At 53.1% G+C, this 23551-nt stretch carries 20 protein-coding genes; 2 read left to right on the plus strand and 18 right to left on the minus strand.

The features are described 5' to 3' along the window. Nucleotides 1-65 precede the first annotated feature (65 nt). Nucleotides 66-1130 (minus strand): recombinase RecA, encoded by a 1065-nt coding sequence (recA, locus tag KCG43_RS07680; protein ID WP_192015711.1) that lies wholly within the window; start codon nt 1128-1130, stop codon nt 66-68. A 128-nt stretch (nt 1131-1258) separates the two neighbouring features. Further along, complete coding sequence (pncC, locus tag KCG43_RS07685; protein ID WP_192015712.1) at nt 1259-1747, minus strand: nicotinamide-nucleotide amidase; 489 nt, start codon at nt 1745-1747, stop codon at nt 1259-1261. A 162-nt stretch (nt 1748-1909) separates the two neighbouring features. Between pncC and mutS the strand changes: the two genes are divergently transcribed. Beyond that, complete coding sequence (mutS, locus tag KCG43_RS07690; RefSeq protein ID WP_192015713.1) at nt 1910-4480, plus strand: DNA mismatch repair protein MutS; 2571 nt, start codon at nt 1910-1912, stop codon at nt 4478-4480. Between the two features lie 144 nt (nt 4481-4624). Here mutS and rpoS read toward each other — a convergent pair whose 3' ends face one another. The 13 genes from rpoS to rlmD all read right to left on the minus strand — a co-directional run bounded on the left by rpoS (nt 4625) and on the right by rlmD (nt 18604). Beyond that, the gene (gene rpoS / locus KCG43_RS07695) at nt 4625-5632 is read right to left on the minus strand and encodes an RNA polymerase sigma factor RpoS (protein ID WP_192015714.1); all 1008 of its coding nucleotides are present in this window, start codon (nt 5630-5632) and stop codon (nt 4625-4627) included. Between the two features lie 54 nt (nt 5633-5686). Beyond that, nucleotides 5687-6745, minus strand: coding sequence for a peptidoglycan DD-metalloendopeptidase family protein (locus tag KCG43_RS07700; protein WP_218384229.1), 1059 nt, complete (start codon nt 6743-6745; stop codon nt 5687-5689). 3 nt (nt 6746-6748) lie between these two features. Next, entirely contained in the window at nt 6749-7378 is a 630-nt protein-coding gene (locus tag KCG43_RS07705) for a protein-L-isoaspartate(D-aspartate) O-methyltransferase (protein WP_192015716.1), read from the minus strand. Between the two features lie 2 nt (nt 7379-7380). After that, entirely contained in the window at nt 7381-8130 is a 750-nt protein-coding gene (gene surE / locus KCG43_RS07710) for a 5'/3'-nucleotidase SurE (protein WP_192015717.1), read from the minus strand. Next, nucleotides 8111-9175: a tRNA pseudouridine(13) synthase TruD gene (gene truD / locus KCG43_RS07715; RefSeq protein WP_218384231.1), complete on the minus strand. Its 1065-nt coding sequence runs from the start codon at nt 9173-9175 to the stop codon at nt 8111-8113. Before truD ends, surE begins: the two co-directional genes overlap by 20 nt. Nucleotides 9176-9205: 30 nt before the next feature. Continuing rightward, nucleotides 9206-9679, minus strand: coding sequence for a 2-C-methyl-D-erythritol 2,4-cyclodiphosphate synthase (gene ispF / locus KCG43_RS07720; RefSeq protein ID WP_192015719.1), 474 nt, complete (start codon nt 9677-9679; stop codon nt 9206-9208). Further along, nucleotides 9679-10374: a 2-C-methyl-D-erythritol 4-phosphate cytidylyltransferase gene (gene ispD / locus KCG43_RS07725; protein ID WP_192015720.1), complete on the minus strand. Its 696-nt coding sequence runs from the start codon at nt 10372-10374 to the stop codon at nt 9679-9681. Before ispD ends, ispF begins: the two co-directional genes overlap by 1 nt. A gap of 37 nt (nt 10375-10411) precedes the next feature. Further along, a complete protein-coding gene (gene ftsB, locus KCG43_RS07730) occupies nt 10412-10693 on the minus strand; it encodes a cell division protein FtsB (RefSeq protein ID WP_218384234.1) in 282 nt (93 codons plus the stop codon). Nucleotides 10694-10880: 187 nt separating this feature from the next. Then, on the minus strand, nt 10881-12182 hold the full coding sequence (gene eno, locus KCG43_RS07735; protein ID WP_192015722.1) for a phosphopyruvate hydratase: 1302 nt from the start codon (nt 12180-12182) through the stop codon (nt 10881-10883). Nucleotides 12183-12265: 83 nt separating this feature from the next. Further along, nucleotides 12266-13906, minus strand: coding sequence for a CTP synthase (locus tag KCG43_RS07740; RefSeq protein ID WP_192015723.1), 1641 nt, complete (start codon nt 13904-13906; stop codon nt 12266-12268). A 169-nt stretch (nt 13907-14075) separates the two neighbouring features. Then, complete coding sequence (mazG, locus tag KCG43_RS07745; RefSeq protein ID WP_218384236.1) at nt 14076-14888, minus strand: nucleoside triphosphate pyrophosphohydrolase; 813 nt, start codon at nt 14886-14888, stop codon at nt 14076-14078. 78 nt (nt 14889-14966) lie between these two features. Beyond that, nucleotides 14967-17192, minus strand: a complete 2226-nt coding sequence (relA, locus tag KCG43_RS07750) for a GTP diphosphokinase (protein ID WP_218384239.1) — start codon at nt 17190-17192, stop codon at nt 14967-14969. 74 nt (nt 17193-17266) lie between these two features. Continuing rightward, nucleotides 17267-18604 carry a 23S rRNA (uracil(1939)-C(5))-methyltransferase RlmD gene (rlmD, locus tag KCG43_RS07755; protein WP_218384389.1) on the minus strand — a complete coding sequence of 446 codons (1338 nt, stop codon included), beginning with the start codon at nt 18602-18604 and terminating at the stop codon, nt 17267-17269. Between the two features lie 156 nt (nt 18605-18760). Here rlmD and barA point away from each other — a divergent pair, with 156 nt between their 5' ends. Next, nucleotides 18761-21529, plus strand: coding sequence for a two-component sensor histidine kinase BarA (gene barA / locus KCG43_RS07760; protein WP_218384241.1), 2769 nt, complete (start codon nt 18761-18763; stop codon nt 21527-21529). Nucleotides 21530-21722: 193 nt separating this feature from the next. On the opposite strand, the gene acpS is transcribed toward barA, so the two are convergent. The 3 genes from acpS to recO are packed head-to-tail and all read right to left on the minus strand — an operon-like array spanning nt 21723 to nt 23546. Next, on the minus strand, nt 21723-22106 hold the full coding sequence (acpS, locus tag KCG43_RS07765) for a holo-ACP synthase (RefSeq protein WP_218384243.1): 384 nt from the start codon (nt 22104-22106) through the stop codon (nt 21723-21725). 1 nt (nt 22107) lies between these two features. Then, on the minus strand, nt 22108-22839 hold the full coding sequence (pdxJ, locus tag KCG43_RS07770; RefSeq protein ID WP_192015728.1) for a pyridoxine 5'-phosphate synthase: 732 nt from the start codon (nt 22837-22839) through the stop codon (nt 22108-22110). Next, nucleotides 22836-23546, minus strand: a complete 711-nt coding sequence (gene recO / locus KCG43_RS07775; RefSeq protein WP_218384246.1) for a DNA repair protein RecO — start codon at nt 23544-23546, stop codon at nt 22836-22838. The genes pdxJ and recO overlap by 4 nt, the downstream gene beginning before the upstream one ends. Between the last annotated feature and the right edge of the window lie 5 nt (nt 23547-23551).

The following is a 23551-nucleotide window of genomic DNA, read 5'->3' on the forward strand; positions in this document are numbered from 1 at the left end:
CTCTGCACAGCGCCCGTTAAAGAATGACTGCTTCGGCTATCCAGCCGTGACATCATTCGTCGTGATTAAAAAGCTTCATCCTGAGCATCGACTTTATCTGTCTCTGCACTGGCCAGCTCAGCATCGGCTTCTGAAACAGTGGCAGGGTTCAGCAGCAACTCACGCAGCTTCTTATCAAGCTCTTCAGCAATTTCTGGATGCTCACCAAGGTACTTACAAACATTCGCCTTACCCTGACCAATCTTGTCGCCTTTATAGCTATACCAGGCGCCTGCTTTGTCTACTAGTTTATTCTTCACACCAAGGTCAACCAGCTCGCCTAAACGGTTGAAGCCCTGACCATAAAGTATTTGGGTTTCCGCTTGCTTGAACGGTGCTGCAATCTTGTTCTTGACCACTTTAATGCGGGTTTCGTTACCCACCACTTCATCGCCTTCTTTGATAGCGCCGGTACGGCGGATATCCAGACGAACAGAAGCATAAAATTTCAGTGCGTTACCGCCGGTGGTTGTTTCCGGGTTACCGAACATCACACCGATCTTCATACGGATCTGGTTGATGAAGATACACATACAGTTAGACTGTTTCAGGTTACCCGTCAGCTTACGCATGGCCTGAGACAGCATACGTGCCTGCAAGCCCATGTGCGAATCACCCATTTCGCCTTCAATTTCGGCTTTTGGTGTCAGGGCAGCAACTGAGTCGACCACTATCATGTCTACTGCACCGGAACGGGCCAGTGCATCACAGATTTCCAGCGCCTGCTCGCCGGTATCCGGCTGTGACACCAGCAGCTGATCAATATCCACACCCAGCTTCTTGGCATAAATAGGATCCAGTGCGTGCTCAGCATCGATAAATGCACAGGTTTTACCCTTGCGCTGTGCGGCGGCAATAGTTTCCAGTGTCAGAGTCGTTTTACCTGATGACTCAGGACCATAAATTTCTACGATACGACCCATTGGCAGACCGCCGGCACCCAGTGCAATATCCAGAGACAGTGAACCGGTTGAGATGGTCTCAATGTCCATCGTACGGTTGTCACCCAGCTTCATAATGGAGCCTTTACCGAACTGCTTTTCGATCTGACCCAGGGCAGCGGCAAGAGCCTTCTGTTTGTTGTCGTCCATTCGACTCTCCAACGGATGCTAATTCAATATTCAAATTACTGGTTAGTATACTGTCTATTCATACAGTGTCTAGCACTGTATGGCATTTTTTCCCTGACCAGCTACCGGGCCGGGCAAGAGTGTGATCTTCACTGCAGAGTATTCAGGCGCTCCAGTAAGCCTTGCAATGCGCGCTCGACAGCCTGCGCACGTACCGCCTGCCGGTCTCCGCTAAAATGACAGGTTTCGGCAACAAGCCAGCCTGTGGTATCCGCCCAGGCAAAACAGACAGTGCCGACCGGTTTATCCGGCGTGCCGCCATCAGGCCCGGCAATACCGCTGATAGCCACGCTGATAGAGGCCAGAGAATGTGCCAGCGCACCTTTCGCCATCTCCTGCACCACAGGCTCACTCACCGCGCCGTACTGAGTCAGAGTTTCAGGTTTAACGCCCAGCATCTCCTGCTTAGCTTCATTACTATAGGTAATAAATGCTCGGTCGAACCAGGCAGAACTGCCCGCAATATCCGTGATAGCAGCAGAGACACCGCCACCGGTACAGGATTCTGCTGTAGTGGCGAGCCATTGTTGGATTTTCAGTGCCTGACCAAGCTGCGCTGACATAGATGTCGTCACCATCGGCTTTCCTCCGTACACAGTCAATGCCGACACCTTACTAGGATGGTATGGGCGCTTCAAGCATTAGTCGCGACATGAAATTGCGCTTCCCCCCTTTGCCACTATTACGCTTTCACGTATCCTAGACAGCCTGATTTTTCTCGGTTTGATGCGGGCAACAGCGTGACAATAAAAGGTTTAGAAACACACACCCCCATGATGCAGCAATATTTGAGGCTTAAAGCTGAAAACCCTGATGTGCTGATGTTTTACCGCATGGGGGATTTCTATGAACTCTTCTTTGATGATGCCAAGCAAGCTTCTCAACTGCTGGATATTTCGCTCACCAAGCGAGGCTCAAGCAACGGTCAGCCCATTCCTATGGCTGGCGTGCCTTATCATGCTGTTGAAGGTTATCTCGCCAAGCTGGTTCAGTTAGGTGTTTCCGTCGCGATATGCGAGCAGATTGGCGATCCTGCCACCAGCAAGGGACCGGTTGAACGCCAGGTTGTGCGTATTGTCACACCCGGTACCGTCAGCGATGAAGCGCTGCTTCAGGAGAGACGCGATAACCTGATTGCGGCGATTTTCTGTCAGAATGGCCGCTTCGGCTATGCAACATTGGATATCACCTCCGGCCGTTTCATGCTGATTGAGCCCGATACCGAAGAAGCCATGCAAGCCGAGTTGCAGCGTACCAGTCCGGTCGAGCTGCTGTATCCGGAAGATTTTCCTTTACCTGGCCTTTTCAGCCATATGAAAGGGGCACGCCGACGCCCGGTGTGGGAGTTTGATCTGGACACCGCTCGTCAGCAGCTGACGCTGCAATTCGGCACCCGGGATCTGGTGGGGTTTGGCGTTGAAAACGATGAGTTCGGCCTGTGTGCGGCCGGCTGCCTGCTGCAATATGTGAAAGATACTCAACGCACCGCGCTACCTCACATTCGTGCCATCACCCGGGATACCCAGGAGCAATCGGTGATTCTGGACGCCGCTACCCGCCGTAATCTGGAACTGACCCAGAACCTGGCCGGCGGGACAGAGAATACGCTGGCTTCCGTGCTGGATCATACTGCCACTCCCATGGGCAGCCGTCTGCTCAAACGCTGGCTGCATCAGCCCGTCAGAAACCGTCAGCAGCTGAATCTGCGCCTGGATGCCATCGGCAACCTGAAAGACAGCGGCATGTTCGCCGAGCTGGCCGGCGTGCTGCGTCACATGGGCGATCTGGAAAGGATTCTGGCCCGACTGGCATTGCGCTCGGCCCGGCCACGGGATCTTGCCCGCATGCGTACGGCACTGCAGCACCTGCCCGCACTGGCTGAGCTGCTGGCCGAGTTAAACAGCGAATCACTGCGCCAGCTGGCTGAACAAAGCCAGCCAATGGACGAGATTTGCAGCCTGCTGGAACACGCTATCATTGAAAACCCGCCTGTCATTATCCGTGACGGGGGCGTGCTGGCACCTGGCTACAATGCCGAACTGGACGAATGGCGTGATCTGGCCGATGGTGCCACCAAATTTCTGGCTGAACTGGAAGAGCGCGAGCGTGAGCGCCATGACATCGACAGCCTGAAAGTCGGTTTTAATCAGGTGCATGGCTTTTATATTCAGATCAGTCGCGGTCAGAGCCACAAAGTACCGAGCCATTATGTTCGCCGTCAGACGCTGAAAAATGCAGAACGATACATTATCCCTGAGCTGAAAGAGCACGAAGATAAAGTGCTTAACTCCAAGTCCAAAGCGCTGGCACTGGAAAAACAACTCTGGGAAGCTCTTTTTGACAGCCTGTTGCCGCATCTGGCTCAGTTGCAGCAGACTGCAGCCGCGCTGTCGGAACTGGATGTACTGGCCAATCTGGCTGAGCGTGCAGATACCCTGAATTACTGCCGCCCGGCACTGAGCGATAAACCCGGCCTGGATATCAATGCCGGCCGGCACCCGGTGGTCGAGCAGGTGCTGGATGCGCCTTTCATTGCTAACCCGATCTCGTTACACCAAGATCGCCGCATGCTGATCATCACAGGTCCGAACATGGGCGGTAAATCCACCTATATGCGTCAGACCGCGCTGATCGCGCTGATGGCACATGTTGGTTCTTACGTACCGGCAGATTCCGCCACTATTGGGCCTTTGGATCGCATTTTCACCCGGATCGGTGCCTCTGATGATCTGGCCTCAGGCCGATCCACCTTCATGGTGGAAATGACGGAAACCGCCAATATTCTTCATAACGCCACGGAAAACAGCCTGGTACTGATGGATGAAATCGGCCGTGGCACCAGCACCTATGACGGACTTTCTCTCGCTTGGGCCAGTGCCGAATGGCTGGCTGAAAAAATCGCAGCCATGACGCTGTTTGCCACCCACTATTTCGAACTGACAGAATTACCGTCACTGATACCCGGGCTGGCCAATGTTCATCTGGATGCCATTGAGCACGGTGATGAAATTGCCTTTATGCACGCCGTGCAGGAAGGAGCTGCCAGCAAGTCTTTCGGTCTGGCGGTTGCCAGCCTGGCGGGTGTCCCTAAATCAGTGATTAAGCGAGCCAAGCAGAAGCTGCAGCAACTGGAGACCACGGGCCACCAGCACGCCATGGACCAGCCACAGGCGCAACGCGCAGACAACCAGCAACTCTCGCTGATCCCTGAGCCCAGCGAAGTAGAAGAAGCGCTGGCGCGCCTGAATCCGGATGAGCTGACACCACGGCAAGCCCTAGATGAGCTGTACCGTTTAAAAGCGTTGCTGTAACGGGTTACAGGTAACGGATCAGGCACGATCAAGAAAGGACGCCGAAGCGTCCTTTCTTTTACCTTTTTATCTTGTTTCTTATTTCTTGTTTGTGCTTGTTGCTTCTTTCGTTGTGTCAGCATGCACTTAAGAAGTGCGCTTGCCTCAAATTTCCTGGTTGAACAGGGATTCAATATTCAGGCCCTGATGTGTCAGCATGTCGCGCAGGCGGCGCAGGCCTTCAACCTGGATCTGACGCACACGCTCTCGGGTCAGGCCAATCTCACGGCCGACATCTTCAAGAGTGGAGGCTTCATAGCCCAGCAGACCAAAACGTCGGGCCAGCACTTCACGCTGTTTGGGGTTCAGTTCCTGCAGCCAAGTGACAATAGAGGTTTTCATATCGTCATCTTGCGTGGAGGTTTCCGGGCCGCCACAACGTTCATCCGGGATGATATCCAGCAGGGCTTTTTCGGTATCACCGCCAATTGGGTTATCGACCGAGCCGACACGCTCATTCAGACGCAGCATGCGGTTCACATCATCCACCGACTTATCCAGCTGCAGGGCAATATCTTCCGCTGTGGGTTCATGATCCAGCTTCTGAGCCAGCTCACGAGCCGTACGCAGATAGACATTCAGCTCTTTCACCACATGAATCGGTAAGCGGATGGTCCGGGTCTGGTTCATGATAGCCCGTTCAATGGTCTGACGGATCCACCAGGTTGCATAGGTAGAGAAACGGAAACCACGCTCAGGGTCGAATTTTTCCACTGCGCGGATCAGGCCCAGGTTGCCCTCTTCAACAAGATCCAGCAGGGCAAGACCACGGTTACTGTAACGACGGGAGATCTTCACCACTAAACGCAGGTTACTTTCGATCATGCGCTTACGGGCGACTTCATCACCCCGCAGCGCGCGGCGGGCATAGAGAACTTCTTCTTCGGCGGTTAAAAGTGGGGAAAAGCCGATTTCACCGAGATAAAGCTGAGTGGCATCCAGTGCTTTCTGAGTGACACTGTAGGACGAGATATCCAAATCTTCGTCGGCGTCATCAACCTCTGAGTCTGCTTTTGCTGAAACATCGGCTTCCTGTTCTTCAACATCGAGCTCCATCTCATCTTCAAACTCTTCATAGTTTTCGATATCAGTAGCTGCATTACTTCTGCTCATAGCGCCTCCCAGATAGCGTATTGCAAATCCGGTTCACCACGCCCGAGCAGTCTGTCAGTTTGGCAGGTACTTGAGCGGATTCACTGACTTGCCTTTATAACGGATCTCAAAGTGCAGTCGGACATTGTTCGTTCCCGAGCTGCCCATCAAAGCAATTTTTTGCCCTGCGGTTACCGTATCTTGCTCTCTGACGAGTACTCTGTCGTTATGTGCATATGCACTTAAGTAGTCGTCATTGTGCTTTATAATGACAAGGTTGCCATAGCCCCGTAATGCATTGCCGGCATACACCACTTTCCCTGCAGCTGTTGCGTTGACGTCCTGGCCTCTCTGGCCTGCAATATCAATGCCTTTGTTACCATTATCACTGCTGGAAAAGCGGGAAACGACTCTTCCCTTCGCCGGCCATACCCAGGTATCAACCTTGTCAGCGACAGGTGCAGGCGACTTGCCTGCCTTGTCACTTGTGCCAACCTTACTTGTAACAACTTTGTTACTTTTTGAGTCTTGAGAGTACTCTTTTGTGGGAGCGCGATCAACATCTTTATTGACGCTTTTTTGCACGGTTTTTGCAGGTCTTGTAGCCGGATTAGCTTTAGTCTGAGGCGGTGTTTTAGCCGGTTTACTCGGGGGTGTTGATTTTACTGGTGGTTTAGCAACCGCCACAGCAGTTGTAGCTGCCGCCGTACCTGAAGCGGCGGCAGCTACAACTGGACCGACCACAACTACAGGTTGGTAAGGCACAGCTTCCCGCTTGGGTGACACTGGCGGTTTTTTATTGATAGATGGCGCAGGCTTAGCTGCCACTTTCTGGCCAAACTGAGGGGCTACGTATTTGGACTTCCACAGAAACAATTTCTGGCCGGGATATATCGTATAAGGGGGCGTCAGCTGATTAAGTGCAATCAAATCGTTGACATCACGACCTGAAAGGTAAGAGATAAAATAAAGGGTGTCACCTTTTTGCACTTCATAGTAACTGCCCCGGTAGCTACCAGGCCGGGTGTTATCATAGTTCGCGCCATCAGGCGGATAAGTGGCACAGGCCGACAGCAACAAACAGGCTGCCAGTACCATCGGGAGTTTGTGCTTTTTTCCGCTAAAACCTTTCATGCGCTACGCCAGCTCCCCTGCCACCAGAGGCACAAAACGAACCGGTGCGATTTCATCTGTCACATAGTGACCATCCAGTAAACGGATGCGTTTCAGCATCTGGTGCTGCTCACCGACAGGGATCACCAGGCGCCCCCCTTCAGACAGCTGCTCGAGCAACGCCGGCGGGACGACCTCCGCGGCAGCGGTCACTATGATGGCATCGAATGGCCCTTTACTTGACCATCCCTGCCAGCCATCACCATGCTTGGTCGATATATTATGTAAGTCCAGCTGTTTGAAACGGCGTTTGGCCTGCCACTGCAAAGCCTTAATGCGTTCAACCGAGTAAACATGCTCCACCATACGAGACAGAATCGCGGTCTGATAGCCAGAGCCGGTACCAATCTCCAGCACTCGAGTGCCGGGTTGCAAGGCAAGCAACTCTGTCATTCTGGCCACAATATAAGGCTGTGAAATGGTCTGCCCACGCCCGATGGGCAGGGCATTATTCTCGTAAGCCTTGTGCGACAAGGCTTCATCAATAAAATGCTCACGGGGAACCGTATCCATTACCCGCAATACCCTACGGTCTGCTATCCCCTGCTGAGACAAATATTCCATCAGGCTATGGCGTTGTTCCGCATAGCGCATTATCAGTTGCTCTCCACTTGTTTCATCCACTGTGCCAAGTCGTCCAGCGCATCGTGTGCTGTCAGATCAACCTGAAGCGGTGTAATTGATACTTGCTTGTGTTCTATCGCATAAAAGTCTGTACCTGGCCCGGCATCCTGGCAACTCCCGGGGGGACCAAGCCAGTATATCGTTTTGCCGCGGGGATCAACGTCCCTGACCATTTTTTCCGCGCGGTGACGGGCACCCAGGCGCGTCACCTGCCATTCGCCCAGTTCAGACAAAGGCACGTCCGGCACATTGATATTGAGAATTTTATTTCTCGGCAGAGGCTGGGCCATCAAACGCCCCACCACTTCTTTGACAACCTGAGCGGCCGTAGCAAAATGTTCACGACCGACTAAAGACACAGCAATGGCCGGTACACCGAGAAAATGCCCTTCCGTCGCGGCAGCCACTGTGCCTGAATACAGCACATCATCACCCAGGTTGGCGCCGTGATTAATCCCGGCCACCACAATATCCGGTTTATCGGTCAGCCACTCGTTCAGCGCGAAGTGTACACAGTCTGTTGGCGTCCCTTCCACCGACATACGCCTGATACCTTCTTCACGAACACGCAAAGGGGTTTCCAGTGTCAGTGAATTAGAGGCGCCGCTGCGATTACGATCCGGCGCCACCACATACACCTCACCCAGCTCTTTGAGGGTATCGGCCAGTGTATTGATTCCTTCAGCAAAGATGCCGTCATCATTACTGATCAAAATTCGCATATCTGCCATCCTTCTGCTCAGGCTCATCAATCAGTTCTCTCAATACTGCCGTGGCGAAACATCCCGCAGGCAAGGAGAACTGCACTTCCAGCTGATCAGCATGCAGTTGCCAGTGCATGTCCGCCGGACGCAGCATCAGGGGACGACGTTCGTGTCGCATCCTGTTATCGCGGATCAGTTTCAGCAGCAATGGCTCCTGCTCAATCACCGCCATTTCAAAAGCCGCCACCTCACCCTGGCTGGGCAGCGCATTGTCGCCGGTCACAGGCGCAGTAATCAGCCATTCGCCCGCCGCCACTTGTGCCAGCCATTCAGGCGTGATTTGCTCAACCAGCTGCCAGTCTTCCCTGCCCTGCTGCTGAACACAGTCGCCCGCTAACAAGGTATCTGACTTGCCGTCGGCAATACGCTGGGACAACACCAGATTAAACAACCAGGAGCGGGCAGCTGACAGGTAGAAGCTGCGCTTACTCTTGTCGCGGACACGAAATTCATCGTTCCCCCAGGCTCTGGCTTTGACCACGTTATTACCGTCATGGCCGAAACGTTGCGCACCAAAGTAATTCGGCACGCCCTGTTGTTGAATCTTCTTCAGCCGCGCGTCGAGATCCTGAGGGTTATCCAGCTCGCTCAGACGCAACTCAAAATGGTTGCCGGCCAGATCGCCGGGACGCAGTTTTTTGTCGTGACGATCGGTCGTCAGCACTTCGACGCCTGGATGCTCGGCGACAAATGACGTCAAATCCGGGTCTGGTTTACCCGGCAGATGCACACTCAGCCACTGCTCGGTCACCGCGTGCCTGTCTTTCAGGCCAGCCCAGCTGACATCGCGGGATTTCACTCCGCACGCTTTCGCCAGCTCGTTGACAACATATTTGGTGTTCTCGCCGGTTTTACGGATCTTCACCATGAAATGCTCACCACTGCCGGTGAAGTCAAAACCCAGTTGCTCTTTGACGATAAAATCTTCCGGGCGAACTTTGCTTCGTCCCTGGCAGACAGGCTTACCATTCAGCCAGCTCAGGCTGTCCATATCAATTGTCATATTCTTTCCGTTATACAGGAAGGGGCGGCGTCAGAGCGAGCGCAGCAAAACGACCGCTTCGCAGGCTATGCCTTCTTTGCGGCCCGTAAAACCCAAACGTTCAGTCGTTGTGGCCTTTACATTAATATTATCGACCGTGGTGTCGAGATCGTCGGCAATGGTTTGGCACATTTGTTCAATATAAGGCGCCATTTTCGGTGCCTGCGCAATAATTGTGACATCCAGATTGCCCAGGCGGTAGCCTTTCGCTTTAACCTTGGCGTACACATCACGCAGCAGCACGCGGCTGTCTGCCCCTGCCCACTCCGCATCGGTATCAGGGAAATGACGGCCGATATCGCCGGCACCTATCGCGCCCAGCAGCGCATCACACACAGCATGCAGAGCGACATCACCATCGGAGTGAGCAATCAGACCCTGTTCATAAGGCACTGCTACCCCGCCGATGATCACCGGGCCATCACCGCCAAACTTGTGTACGTCAAAACCGTGTCCAATTCGCATTATGCCTGCTCCTTTTGTCGTTGCTGCAGGTAAAATTCAGCCAGTGCCAGATCTTCAGGCTGAGTGACTTTCAGGTTATCAGCCCGACCGGGCACCAGCCGCGGCGAAAAGCCGCAATATTCCAGCGCCGATGCTTCGTCAGTGAGCACAGCCCCTTCCGCCAGCGATTTGACCATGGCATCTCTGAGCTGTCTGACCCGAAACATCTGGGGGGTCAATGCATGCCAGAGGTCGGTGCGATCCACTGTTGCCGCAATAGTTTGCCGGCCGTTACCACGTTTCATGGTATCGCGCACCGGTGCGGCCAGAATGGCGCCAAAGGCATGCTGCTGTGCCTGTTCAATCAGACGGGACAAATCATCCTGATGCAGGCAGGGACGGGCAGCATCGTGCACCAGTACCCAATCATTATCCGCCAGTGTGGCCAGGCCGGAAAACACTGAATCGGCACGTTCACTACCGCCTGATACCACGACGACATCCGGACGACGGGCCAGAGACAAATGATTAAAATAAGGATCGCCGTCACTGATCGCAATCACTACCCGGCTAATAGCGGGGTGTTGTAACAAGCTGTCCACCGTATGTTCCAGTATCGTTTTGCCTGCGATAACCAGATACTGCTTCGGCCTGTCGGCCTGCATACGACTGCCGACACCTGCAGCAGGCACTACCGCCGTTAAGGTTTGAGTCATGATGGGTTTACTGCCAAGTTAACGCTGAGTGGCCATCCTAGAAAGAATGATCACCGACTATGCGGAAAAAAGTTTCTCCGGGCTTGATCATACCCAGCTCATGCCGGGCACGCTCTTCTACCGCTTCCAGGCCCTGATGCAAATCATTGATTTCTGCATACATCTGCTGGTTACGCTGAACCAGTTCGGCATTCGCTTTTTGCTGTAGCGCCACATTGTTTTTAAGCGCCATATAATCAGACATGCCATTCTTGCCGGACCAGAATTCGTACTGCAGCCAGGATAATACCAGCAGTAACACTGCACTGAATACACGCATGCAAGCCTCATTCTTGGGTGATTAACACAAGTCGACAGGCTATCTAATCAGCCTCTAAGCCGGTAATAATCCCATAAAGCGCCGTATGTGACCAGTTCCGGACCCGCCATTCGGACAGAAAAAAGCCGCTCTGTTGAGCGGCTTATCATCCGGGGTCACTCAAAGTGACAAAAGTGAAGCTTCAGACTTATGCCTGGCCTTTCACTTCTTTCAGACCGTTATACGGTGCTTTCTCGCCCAGCGCTTCCTCGATACGGATCAGCTGGTTGTACTTAGCAACACGGTCAGAACGGCTCATAGAACCTGTCTTGATTTGACCTGCGGCTGTACCAACTGCCAGATCAGCAATCGTTGCATCTTCGGTTTCACCGGAACGGTGAGAGATAACGGCGGTGTAACCGGCATCTTTAGCCATCTTGATAGCAGCCAGCGTTTCAGTCAGAGAACCGATCTGGTTGAACTTGATCAGGATAGAGTTAGCGATACCTTTATCGATACCTTCTTTCAGGATCTTGGTGTTAGTCACGAACAGGTCGTCACCCACCAGTTGCAGTTTATCGCCCAGCAGTTCTGTCTGGTGCTTGAAGCCATCCCAGTCAGACTCGTCCAGACCGTCTTCGATAGACACGATTGGGTACTGGTTCGCCAGATCCTGCAGGTAGAAGTTAAACTCTTCAGACGTGAAGATTTTGCCTTCGCCTTTCATGTTGTAGTTGCCTGCTTCTTTGTCGTAAAACTCAGAAGCCGCACAGTCCATCGCCAGCGTGACGTCTTTACCCAGTACATAGCCAGCCGCTTCAACAGCTTCTTTGATAGCAGCCAGTGCCGCAGCGTTAGATTCCAGGTTTGGTGCGAAACCACCTTCATCACCAACAGCTGTGCTCAGACCTTTGGCTTTTAGTACTTTTGCCAGGTTATGGAACACTTCAGCACCGATACGCAGACCTTCTTTCAGTGTTTTAGCACCTACTGGCTGGATCATGAATTCCTGGATGTCTACGTTGTTGTCAGCGTGCTCACCACCGTTGATGATGTTCATCATTGGCAGAGGCATAGAGAACTTGCCCGGAGTGCCGTTCAGTTCAGCAATGTGCTCGTACAGAGGCATGCCTTTTGCAGCCGCGGCTGCTTTTGCGTTCGCCAGAGAGACAGCCAGGATAGCGTTAGCACCAAACTTAGATTTGTTTTCAGTACCGTCCAGGTCGATCATGATTTGGTCGATGTCCGCTTGGCTTTTCGCGTCTTTACCAACCAGCGCCTGAGCAATAGGACCGTTAACCGCTTCAACGGCTTTCAGTACACCTTTGCCAAGGAAACGAGATTTGTCGCCGTCACGCAGCTCCAGAGCTTCGCGGGAACCCGTTGATGCACCAGATGGTGCCGCAGCCATACCAACAAAACCACCTTCCAGGTGGACTTCAGCTTCCACTGTCGGGTTACCGCGTGAGTCGATGATTTCACGACCCAAAACTTTAACGATCTTAGACATAGTGTTTCCTCTTGCTTTATTTTGATTTAAAAAAGCGAAAAAAAAGCTGCCGCACTCCATGTGCAACAGCTGTTTGTAACTGATTACTCTTCGAACTCACCACGCTGGTGCTGACCAGCCGCTTTGACGAATCCTTCAAACAAAGGATGGCCATCGCGAGGTGTTGAGGTGAACTCAGGGTGGAACTGAGCCGCCACAAACCAAGGGTGATTCGGCACTTCGATAATCTCTACCAACTTCTTGTCAGCAGACAGGCCGGAGATTTTCAGGCCCGCTTCTTTCAGCTGAGGCAGCAGGTTGTTGTTCACTTCGTAACGGTGACGGTGGCGCTCGTGAATTGTTGCACTGCCGTACATTTCACGGGCTTTGCTGCTCTCTTCCAGATGGCACAGCTGAGAGCCCAGGCGCATAGTGCCGCCCAGATCCGACTCTTCTGTGCGCTCTTCAACGTTACCTTCGCTGTCGACCCATTCAGTGATCAGGCCCACCACAGGATACGGTGATTTGGCATCAAATTCCGTTGAGTGTGCACCGCTCAGACCTGCCACGTTCCGCGCAAATTCGATCAGTGCGACTTGCATGCCCAGACAGATGCCCAGATATGGAATTTTGTTTTCACGCGCATATTGCGCTGTCATGATCTTGCCTTCAACACCACGACCACCGAAACCGCCCGGTACCAGAATCGCATCCAGACCTGCCAGCATTTCTACGCCTTTGGATTCAACATCCTGTGAATCTACGTACTTGATGGTCACAGACAAGCGGTTTTTCAGGCCAGCGTGCTTCAGTGCTTCGTTGACTGACTTATATGCATCCGGCAGTTCGGTGTATTTACCGACCATACCGATAGTGACTTCACCGGTAGGATTGGCATCTTCATAGATAACGCGCTCCCACTCGCTCAGATCGGCTTCCGGGGCGGTAATACCAAAGCGCTGACAAACCAGTTCATCCAGACCCTGCGACTTGATCAGCTGAGGGATCTTGTAGATGGAGTCAACGTCTTTCATTGAGATAACAGCTTTTTCCGGCACGTTACAGAACAAGGCAATCTTGGCTCGCTCATTGGCCGGAATCATACGGTCAGAACGGCAGATCAGCACATCCGGCTGAATACCGATAGACAGCAGTTCTTTGACTGAGTGCTGAGTAGGCTTGGTTTTCACTTCGCCGGCCGCGGCCAGGTAAGGCACCAGAGTCAGGTGCATAAACATTGCACGCTCACGGCCCAGCTGCACGCCCAGTTGGCGAATTGCTTCCATAAATGGCAGGGACTCGATATCACCGACCGTACCGCCCACTTCGACGATAGCAACGTCGTGGCCTTCTGCACCGGCAATCACACGCTCTTTGATAGCGTTAGTAATATGAGGGATGACCTGAATGGTCGCACCCAGATAGTCACCACGACGCTCTTTACGCAGCACGTCTTCATAGACACGGCCAGCAGTAAAGTTGTTGCGCTTGGTCATCTTGGTACGGATAAAACGCTCATAGTGACCAAGGTCAAGGTCGGTCTCTGCACCGTCTTCCGTAACGAATACTTCACCGTGTTGAATCGGGCTCATAGTGCCGGGATCAACGTTAATGTAAGGGTCTAGCTTCATCATGGTCACTTTCAGACCACGGGCCTCTAAGATGGCCGCCAGTGAGGCTGCAGCAATACCTTTACCTAGGGAGGATACAACACCGCCCGTCACAAAAATGTAATTCGTTGTCATGTTTAACCTGGAAGATTGGTGTAGAGGATAAAAAGTATCTGGACGGGAAATTAGTATACCAGACACATTTTATTGCCACAACGTGAAAACTATCACAGTAAACCCAGACGCTTTTTGTTCCAAATCAAGCCCGGTATCCTTGATGGAAAGTCCGCTTACGGGTTAGTGCTCACTTTGATGCTGAAACAGACTTTTCCTTGCGCTTAACATTTTCCCACTCGGCATCCAGCTCATCCAGTGAACATGCGTCAATCGACTTGCCCTGTTCCAGCACACAACGTTCCACTTCGCGAAACCGGCGCTCGAACTTACGGTTCGCTTTGTGCAAGGCCATTTCCGGTTTCACTTTCAGGTGCCGGCTCAGGTTAACAACAGCAAACAGCAGATCCCCGATCTCCTCTTCGATGCGTTCCTGACTGGGTACCGCCTGATGGGCTTCTTCCATCACTTCATCGATTTCTTCCTGCACTTTGTCAACGACCGGCCCCAGCGTTGGCCAGTCGAAACCCAGCTGAGCGCAGCGTTTCTGGATTTTATCGGCCCGGTTCAAAGCAGGCATTGCCTTAGGGATATTAGCCAGAATACTGTCATCCTGCCCTTTTTCTGCACGCTCTTTGGCCTTTTCCGCTTCCCAGTTCGCATGTATTGCTGCTTCATCGGCGAAATCTTTATCTGCAAAAACATGAGGATGGCGACGAATCAGTTTGTGATTGATCGCGCCGACCACATCATCAAAATCAAACAAGCTTTTTTCTTTCGCCAACTGGCTGTAGAAGATTACCTGAAATAACAAATCGCCCAATTCTTCCTTCACATCATCCCAGCTCTCTTCAGCGATGGCATCTGCCACTTCATAGGCTTCCTCCAGCGTGTGGGGCACGATAGAGGCAAAATCCTGTTTGAGATCCCAGGGGCAACCCCGCTGCGGGTCGCGCAGCTGCGTCATGATGGAAAGTAAGGTGTTGATGGGCTTATCGCTCATGATGGTTATCCTGTGCTCTGTGTCAGGTTGTTATTGGGCACAAAACGGGCCGGAGCCCGTTTTGTCGATAGGATGAGATCAGTGCAGTCGTCTGGCTTCAAAGACATCTTTCACCTGCTCCAGGCGGAGGATCAGTCTGCCCAGACTGTCGAGATCAGTCAGCTCAATATCGAAATCCATGATCGCCATCTGCTTTTTGAAATCGATCCGGCTTTTCACGCCGGCCACTTTGACCTTTTCATTGTGCATGGTGTTGGTCAGATCTTTAATCAGGCCGTTACGCTCAGAAGCGGTTACCCTGACGGTCAGCGTGTAGCGCCCGGCAAAGCTTCCGCCCCAGACAGTATGAATGATCCGCTGCGGCGCCACATGACGCAGTTCTTCCAGCTGTTCACAGTCGCTGCGGTGAACCGAAATCCCCCGCCCCTGTGTCACAAAGCCGACTATGTCATCACCGGGAATGGGCTGGCAGCAACGCGCCAGGTGGGTCATCAGGTTATCCACCCCTTCCACCACCACAGCATCGCGCTGCGGCTTTTTCTGGCTGGCTTTGCTGCCCGCCTCGGTTAAACGCTCCAACAACTGCTGATCTTCTTCTTCAGCCGTGGGCTTGTTCACCAGCGCATTGATGTGGTTAATCACCTGATTAATACGCAGATCACCGCTACCGATACCGGCGAACAGCTCATCGGTCGAGTTCACGTTAAAGCGCTTCAGGGCATAGGACTCGGCATCTTTCATGGTGGCGCCGATTTTATGCAGCTCCTGCTCCAGAATTTCCCGGCCAGCCGTGATGTTTTTATCTCTGTCTTGCTTACGAAACCAGGCATGCACCTTGGCTCGTGCCCGGCTGGAATTGACAAAGCCCAGGTTCGGATTCAGCCAGTCACGCGACGGATTCGGCTCTTTCTGGGTGATGATTTCAACCTGATCCCCCATTTGCAGGTGATAGGTGAAAGGCACAATTCGCCCTTCCACTTTGGCCCCGATACAGCGGTGACCAACTTCAGAGTGAATGTGATAGGCAAAATCGAGCGGAGTAGCATTCAAGGGCAGATCGACCACATCCCCTTTCGGGGTGAAGGCATAGACTCTGTCATCGAAGACCTGACTGCGCAGCTCTTCGAGCATTTCGCCAGAGTCGGACATTTCTTCCTGCCAGGCCAGCAGCTTACGCAGCCAGTTGATTTTCTCATCATAGGCAGAGTGAGCGCCGGCAGAGGTGCCGGATTCTTTGTATTTCCAGTGCGCGGCCACCCCCAGCTCGGATTCTTCGTGCATCTGCTTGGTGCGGATCTGGATCTCAATAGCTTTGCCTTCCGGGCCGATCACCACAGTGTGGATCGACTGATAACCGTTGGGTTTGGGGTTGGCCACATAATCATCGAACTCTTTGGGCAGATGGCGATATTTGGTATGCACCACCCCCAGTGCCGCATAGCAGTCCTGAAGCTGATCCGCGATAATACGCACCGCTCGCACATCAAACAGCTCATCAAAAGCGAGATTCTTTTTCTGCATTTTGCGCCAGATGCTGTAGATATGCTTAGGCCGCCCATGCACCTCCGCCTTGATATTCGACGCTTTCATCGACTCATCCAGATCCTTAACGAAATGGTCGATGTAGTGCTCCCGGTCGATACGGCGCTCAGACAGCTGTCTGGCGATCTGCTTATAGGTATCCGGGTGTTTGTAGCGAAACGCGTAATCTTCGATTTCCCACTTAAGCTGACCGATACCCAAACGGTTTGCCAGCGGGGCATAGATATTGGAACACTCCCGCGCCGCGGCACGACGAACATTATCCGGCTCGTCCTTCACCTCGCGCAGATTACAGATGCGCTCGGCCAGTTTGATCACCACGCAGCGGAAGTCATCCACCATAGAAAGCAGCATGCGGCGAATATTATCGACCTGTGCCGATTGTGCCGCGCCTTCTTTGATGGCATTCAACTGGCTGATTGCCGCCATCTGCTTAACGCCCTTGACCATTTGCAGAATGGTCTGGCCGTATTCCTCTTTGATGTCATCACTCTTGTAGAAGCCACCTTCAACAAGCGGGAACAGCAGGGCCGCCACCAGAGTGTCGGTATCCATACTGAGCATCACCAGGATTTCAACCATTTCCCGGCCACGCCACAGTAACTGACCGCCCGCTTCCTTGTTGTCCAGATGCGCTTCACAGCGCTGATAGGTTTGGAGCAGACGGTCCGAGGTTTTAGCATCCTGCAGCAGACTCTCTACCCAGGGTACCAACTCAAATTTTGCGTTTTCCTTCAAATGCGCACCGCGAACTGCGACCATGATTCTGTCCTGTATAGCGTTATTACGGATGGCTTTCTGTTACTCCCTGCGGCCTTTGTCGGCTCAGCCTGGCATCAGGTTCGGATAAACAGTGCCATAGATTCTAAGTGCCCCGTATGGGGAAACATATCCAGCATTCCCAGCCGTTGCAACTGATAGCCCTGTTGCAACAATACCTGACTGTCCCGCGCCAGTGTGGACGGATTGCAGGAGACATATAAAATCCGGCTGGGTGATAGCGCTGCCACTTCTTTCATTACCCCGGCAGCACCCGCGCGTGCCGGATCCAGCAATACTTTGTCGAAACCTTTGCTGGCCCAGCTGAACGACTCAATACCCTGTTCAAGATTGCCCTGATAAAAAGCCGTATTCGCCAGCTTATTCAGCGCCGCATTGGTACTGGCTCGACGCACCATCTCATCCACCCCTTCGACACCGACGACTTGCTGTGCTTTCTGAGCCAGCGGTAAACTGAAGTTACCCAGGCCACAGAAAAGATCCAGCACTCTGTCCTGCGGCTGAATATCCAGCCAGTCCAGCGCCTGTTCTATCATTCGGGTATTCACCGTCCGGTTCACCTGAATGAAATCTTTAGGCGAGAACTGCAGTGTCAAACCATTCACGGCATAGCAGGGCGTATCACCGGCCAGCTGGATCACTTCATCAGGTTCCGGCGCCAGGAAAAGCATAACATGATGACTGTCAGCAAATTGCTGAATGCTCGTCATATCCTGGTCAGAAAAAGGCTTGAGATGCCGGATAAGGACTACAGGGCCATTATCGGCTTCGACCAGCTCGACGTGCCCCAGGTTCCGGCGGCCCTGCAATTGCGCCAGTAATTCACGCAAAGGCGGCAGCAGAGCATTCAGCGAAGCCGCCAGTACCGGGCAATGCTCAATATCAACAATCTCTTTGCTCTGCTCTTGGCGAAAACCGAAACACAGCCCTTTGCCGGATTCAAACCTAAGGCTGAAACGCGCGCTCCGCCTGTACTGCCACTCTTCACCTGTAACAGGTTCGTCCTGCACTAATGCCGTTGCAGTCTCATTGTCACCACCCAAGGCAAACTTCGCCATCAACTCCCCCAGGGACTGGCGCTTGGCCGATACCTGGGCAGAATGAGAGAGATGTTGCAAGTTACACCCACCACACTGGTCATAGACAGGACACTGAGGTGTAATGCGCTCAGGGCTGTCAGTCAGTCGTTTGATGACTTTAGCCCGGGCATAGTGTTTTTTATTGTCAGTGAGCTGCACCAGCGCACGTTCGCCAGGCAGCAATCCCGGAATAAAAACCGGTTTGCGATCGAGATGGGCGATACCTGATCCCAGATGGTCCAGACGTGAAACCGTCACTTCTTTGTGTTTGGTGTCGCTGACAATTCGTTTAGTCGGCTTAAAAAAGCGTGCCATAATGTTGTAACTCACGGTGTTCTGTCGCCTTTTCAAGGCAACGCCGGATCGACTTCAATTGTCGCTACGGTAAAGATTCATTAAGCTAAGGGCTGGAACATGCTTGCGTGACCAGCATAGACAGCAATTCTCCCACAGAATCGAATTCTTGTAACCATGACCAAATACGGACTTCGCGCCCGGGTTTTCACCCTGACATTAGCACCAACCCTGATCATTGGCCTGCTATTGAGCGCATTTTTCACATTGAGCCGCTACCGTGATCTGGAGCATCAGCTGATTGCAACCGGCACCAGCATCATAGAGCCGCTGGCGATTGCCACCGAATACGGCATGGCAGATCATAACCGTGAAGCGGTCAGACGCATCATCAGTTATGCCCATCGCAAGCATTCCGATATTGTACGCAGTATCGCGGTATTTGACGGCAATAATGAGCTGTTTGTGACCTCAAATTTCCATCGGAATTTTGAGGCGCTGATGTTTCCCGATGATCAGCCGATCCCCTTCCTTCCTGACATCATCATCAATGACAGTACCATGATCATGCGGGCCCCTATACTGACAGAAGCACAGCAAAGTAACCTGTCCGCACCCGGGTTTCAGGCCAGGGCGCTGGGTTACATCGCCATTGAAATGGACATGAGCCCCCTGCGGCTGCAGCAGTATCAGGAAGTCTTTACTGCGCTGATGGTCTTGCTGCTGGGCCTGATCCTGTCGGGATTGTTTGCCTATCGCCTGATGCGAGATGTCACCCGCCCGATTTCGCACATGATCAGCGTCGTAGACAGAATTCGCCGCGGGCATCTCGATATCCGGATTGAAGGTGAATTGCTGGGTGAGCTGGATAACCTGAAAAACGGTATCAATGCCATGGCCATTTCGCTGTCTGACTACCATATCGAAATGCAGCAAAGCATCGATCAGGCCACGTCCGATCTGCGTGAAACCCTTGAGCAGCTGGAAATACAGAACGTTGAGCTGGATATTGCCAAGAAACGCGCTCAGGAAGCTGCCCGGGTCAAATCCGAATTTCTGGCCAATATGTCCCACGAACTGCGCACACCGCTGAACGGCGTCATCGGCTTTACCCGCCAGATGCTCAAAACCCGGCTCAGTGCCAGCCAGCACGATTACCTGCTAACGATAGAAAAATCCGCCAACAACCTGCTGACCATCATCAATGACATCCTGGACTTTTCCAAACTGGAAGCCGGTAAGCTGCTGCTGGAAAACATTCCGTTCGACTTCACCGACTCGCTGGATGAAGTCATGCGTTTGCTGGCACCCAGCGCCCACGAGAAAGGCCTGGAGCTGACACTGCGGGTTGATCAGCGTATTCCTACCGGTCTGATTGGCGATCCGCTGCGTATTCAGCAAGTGCTGACTAATCTGATCGGTAACTCAGTGAAATTTACCGAGCGCGGCAACATAGACATTGCCGTGGAGCTCAAAGCCGATCGCGATGAGAGCCTCGAATTGCAATTCATGGTCCGTGATACCGGGATAGGGATTTCGGAGCGCCAGCAAGCACAATTATTCCAGGCCTTCAGCCAGGCTGATGCCAGCATTTCACGCCGCTATGGCGGAACCGGGCTGGGGCTGGTGATCACCCAGAAACTGGTTACTCAGATGGGCGGCGAGATCAGCCTGACCAGTCGCCTGCACCAGGGTTCCACCTTCTGGTTCACCCTCAAACTGACCAAAACTGACCTGCCGGTATCTCAGCCTATCGATACCAGCGAGCTGAAAAACCGCCACCTGCTGCTGATAGAACCCAACCTGCAGGCGGCCAACGTGCTGCAGCAACGCCTGCTGCAAGCCGGACTGGATGTGACCTACCGGGCCGACATGCCGGAGGACGATGTTGAACATCACGACTTTGCCCTGCTCTGCCTGTCACCGGGCGAACAGCCACCGCTGGCAACGATTCTGGATAAAGTCTTTAAAGCCGAGCAACTGGCCGACAAAGTTTTAGTGTGCCTGCCCACCACAGAGCTGGCCTTGTCGGAACGCTTACTCAGTGCCGGTGTGACGGCTTGTCTGGGTAAACCGCTGGCCCGGCGTAAACTGTTTGATGCCTTGATTGGCCAGACAGATCATCAGGAAGAGCCCGAACCACTGCCACTGGCTGTCACGAACGATGCCCTGCTGCCGCTCACCGTTATGGCGGTTGATGACAACCCGGCCAACCTGAAACTGATCGCCGCCCTGCTCAGTGAACGGGTAGAAACCGTGATTACCGCCACCGGCGGCCGTAAAGCCGTGGATTACGCGCAGCAGAAAGCCTTTGATTTAGTCTTCATGGATATTCAGATGCCTGAGATGGACGGCGTCAGAGCCTGTGAGGCGATTCATGAAACCACGCTGAACAGCCATACGCCCGTCATCGCGGTCACAGCCCATGCGATGGCTGGCGAACGTGAACGCTTGCTTCGTGCCGGGATGGACGATTACCTGACCAAGCCCATTGAAGAACAGATTTTGCAGCAGATGCTGGCCAAATGGATTCCGCAGCCGCAGAGCAACAGTTCAGCACCTGCCGTGGCTTCCGCAGCGCCATCCGTTAAACCTGATACAGTGAATAATAACGTCAGCTGGGACTGGGATCTGGCGCTGAAACAAGCCGCAGGCAAAGAAGACCTGGCCCGTGACATGTTGCAGATGCTGCTCGATTTTATGCCCGAAGTGGAAATGCTGGTCAATGAAGTGCTGGACGGCAAAGACATTGACCTGTGGCCGTCCATCCACAAACTGCATGGCAGTTGCGCCTACAGTGGCGTGCCAAGGCTGAAAAACCTCTGCTACACCCTGGAAACCCAGCTCAAAGCCGGGAGTTCAGCCACCGAGCTGGAACCGGAACTGTTCGAGCTAATCGACGAAATGAACAATGTGGTCAGGGCATCGCAGGCTTACCGGCAGTAACACCCATCAAGCAGAAAGGATGACCTTTCTGCTTTGTTTCATGCTTTTGGCAGCCGGCAGGTGAGTGACATGCCAATACCAGCCACCACCTTTGAGGCTCTTACGTCAAATCTTGTTCACTCCTCACATTTTTTCGTCAAAAAAAGGGAAACAACGTTTCCCTTTCTTTATCTCCGGCGGACTGATTGCGCTTTCAGCCCGACTCCAGGATCACGGTTGCCACTGCATAGTGTTTTTCATCGGCAATGGTCAGGTGAATATGGCGGACCGCCATCTGCGCGGCCAGCTCGGCCGCTTTACCGGCCAATGCCAACTCTGGCTTGCCGCGTTCGTTATTAGTGACGGTAAAATCCTGAAACGAGACACCGCAGGCTATGCCTGTTCCCAGCGCTTTGGCGGCCGCTTCTTTTACGGCAAAACGCTTAGCCAGATAGCGACCTGCCTGCTTATGCTGACTGAAAATGGTTAACTCTTCAGGTGTCAGTACCCGCCGGGCAAACGTCTCGCCGGCACGGGCGAGTACATGTTCGACACGGGCAATTTCAGCAATGTCTGTCCCCAATCCGACAATAGCCATGTTACCAGCGTGCTTCCAGCATCACGGCTTTCATGTCTGCCACGGCTTTATGCAGGCCGTCAAACACGGCACGGCCGATAATGGCATGACCAATATTGAGCTCGTAAATCTCAGGTAGGGCCGCAATGGGTTTGACATTGTGATAGGTCAGCCCGTGGCCTGCATTGACTTTGATACCCTGATCATGGGCATAACTGGCCGCAGCAGCAATTTTCTTCAGCTCGGCCTGTTGCTCTGTGTCCGTTGCTGCATCGGCGTAATGGCCGGTATGCAGCTCGATATAAGGCGCACCACAAGCCACAGCGGCATCGATTTGCGCGCGATCCGCATCAATGAACAGAGAAACCAAAATACCCGCCGAGCTCAGTTTCTCGGTCGCTGCTTTCACTTTGTCCAGTTGACCCACCACATCCAGGCCGCCTTCAGTGGTCAGCTCTTCTCGTTTTTCCGGCACCAGGCAGACGAACTCAGGTTGGGTATCCAGCGCTATCTGCACCATCTCATCGGTCACTGCCATTTCCAGATTCATACGCGTCTGAATGGTGTCGCGCAGAATGCGGACATCGCGGTCAGTAATATGACGACGGTCTTCGCGTAAATGAATGGTAATACCATCAGCGCCTGCGCGTTCTGCCACTTCGGCCGCATGCACCGGATCCGGGTACCGGGTGCCGCGGGCATTACGTAAAGTCGCAACGTGGTCGATATTGACGCCGAGCAGTATATTCTTCATGTAGCGGTACTCCTTCCTCTAGGGACAAACAATTCCCTGCTTTTTAATGGTTTGCTGCCAAGATACGGTTTCAGGGCCATACGTGTAAAGCGCTTTGCTGCCCTGAGCTGATCCTGGGATTCAAAATGCCGGGCGGCAATGGCTTTCAGTTGCCGTCCGGTAAACGTCAGCTGGCCGGCAACCATAGAAGCAATAAAACCTCTTTGCTCCCGGTAGTTATACGTCATTTCATCGTCAACCGGCAGCCCGCTGCCGGCACAATGAAGAAAGTCCACACCGTAACCCAAGTGATCCAGCAGCGCCAGTTCAAAGCGGCGTAGTGCGGGTTCGGGATTTTCCGCCTGAGCAAGCCCTCTCAGCACATTGAGATAATCAAGAAACAAGGCAGGATAAGGCGTCTGAACTTCCAGTACCCGAGCCAGAATCTCGTTCACATACAAGGCGGAATACAGGATATAGCTGCGCATGGGCAGCCCGATACTGATAGGTTCGGCGTGAGTCAGAACCGGCATAGTGCCGCGGCCAGTCCATTTGATGAATAGGGGGGTAAATGGCTGAAGCGCTCCTTTGAGATTGGAGCGCTTACGACGGGCACCTTTCGCTATTAGGGTGATCCGACCGGACTCTTCACTGAAGACATCCAGGATCAGGCTCGTCTCGCTGTAGTGACGAGAGTGCAGAACAAAACAGCGCTGCAACCCTTCCATCGCTG

The sequence above is a fragment of the Photobacterium sp. WH24 genome, assembly GCF_019204055.1.
Taxonomy (GTDB): Bacteria; Pseudomonadota; Gammaproteobacteria; order Enterobacterales; family Vibrionaceae; genus Photobacterium; species Photobacterium arenosum.